General features: G+C 71.5%; 2 protein-coding genes. Both read right to left on the bottom strand.

From position 1 onward, the window contains the following. The coding region (locus PKE44_RS19075; protein WP_324554383.1) for a histidine kinase dimerization/phospho-acceptor domain-containing protein at positions 1-1,447 on the bottom strand (1,447 nt) is incomplete at its 3' end. Next, positions 1,444-1,745: DUF599 domain-containing protein (locus PKE44_RS19080; protein WP_324554386.1), on the bottom strand; the 302-nt coding region annotated here is incomplete at its 5' end. The genes PKE44_RS19075 and PKE44_RS19080, both read right to left, overlap by 4 nt.

Raw genomic sequence — 1,745 nt, forward strand, 5'->3', positions numbered from 1 at the left:
CCTGATGGAAGGGATCGAAGATCGCCTCGCGATGGTCCTCGGGCACGCCGATGCCGGTGTCGACGACCTCGATCGACAGCAGCCGCGCACCGACCGTGCCCGGCAGTTCGCTGACGCGCACCTCGATGCCGCCGTGCGCGGTGAACTTCACGGCGTTGTCGGTCAGGTGCTGCACGATCTGGCGCAGCCGTCCGGGATCGCCGATCAGCAGGTCCGGCAGCGCTTCCTCGATGCGCACCTGGAACACCAGCCCCTTGGCGCGCGCCCGCTCGCCGGCGGCTTTCAACGGTCCGGACAGCAGCTGACGCAGCCGGTAGCGCGTCGCCTCGATCTGCAGGCCGCCGCGGCTCATCTGCGAGAAGTCGATCATGCCGTCGATCAGCGTCAGCAGTTCGCCGGCCCCGGAGCGTGCGGCTTCGAGATAGGCGCGCACCTCGCCCGGCAGCTCGGCATCGAGCGCGAGTTCGGTCATGCCGATCACGGCGTTCAGCGGCGTGCGCAGCTCGTGGCTCATGTTGCCGAGGAATTCGTTCTTCAGCCGGCCGGCCGAGGCGGCCTCCTCCATGGCCTCGCGCAGGCGCAGCTCGGTGCGCTTGCGCACGTCGATCTCGCGCGCCAGCTCGGCGTTGGCGCGCTCCAGCTCGGCCGTGCGCTGCTCGACCAGCGCGCGCACCGCGGCCGAGCGCGCCGTCAGCTGCAGCAGCAGCACCGCAAGCAGCGCGCACACGAACAGGCCGGCGCTCATCAGCCACCAGGCGGCGTGGATGTGCGCGACGCGCAGCAGCTCGCGGGTGTCGGCATCCATCGGCCCGAGCAGCGGATTGAGCAGCGCCACCAGCAGCGCCGTGACCAGCACCAGCGGCAGCGCGACGGTGCGCATGCGCCCCTGCCAGGCCGGCTGCGCGCGCAGGGCCCACGCGAACACGATCGGCGCGACGATCGCCACGCCGCTGAGCTGCGCGAGGATCGCGGTCGGCCAGTACTGCGTCAGCGACAGCCCGAACCCCGTGAGCCAGGCGCTGCTGCCGAGCAGCGACGGCAGCAGGCCGCCGAGCAGCAGGAACAGCCCGAAGTCCTGCGCCCGCGTGAACGCCAGTGCGCCGCCCTGCACGCGACGCACCAGCCAGGCACCGGCGGCGCCCTGCGCGATCAGGCCGGCGCCGGCGATCAGGATCGGCAGCGGCCGCCACTGGTAGAAGGTCAGGTCGTAGAACAGCAGCAGCGTGCCGATGACCAGCCCCGGCAGCGCCCGCCAGCCGAAGCAGAGCAGCCCGGCGAGCACGACGCCGGCCGGCGGCCAGAACGGCAGCGGCAGCCCGCCCGGCATCGGCACGCGCGCCGCGATCCAGCCGCCGGCGAGCACCAGCACGGCGAGGATCAGGTTGTCGATCCAGAGGTGTTCGCCGTCCTGCCCGGCGGCGGCAGGGCTCATCGGCAGCGCGTTCACGATTCGGCCTCGTACTGATAGGCGAGCGCGTCGAGCGTCGTCGAGTTGAACTCGCGCCGGTACAGCACCGCGACCGTCAGCACCGAGACCGGCGCGAACAGCAGCGGATGGATCAGCCAGCTCATCACCGCGAGGCCGAAGTAGTACGCGCGCAGGCCCTGGTTGAACTGGTCACCGGCGAGCGAGTTGAGCCGCGCGAGCCCTTCGGCGCAGCGATCGAGGCTGGCACGGTCCGGGAAGTCCCCGGGCATCGGTGCCGCCCCCATCATGATCGAGCAGTAGTTGAACTGACGCAGCG

The organism is Plasticicumulans sp. (genome assembly GCF_035331805.1).
Classification (GTDB): domain Bacteria; phylum Pseudomonadota; class Gammaproteobacteria; order Competibacterales; family Competibacteraceae; genus Plasticicumulans.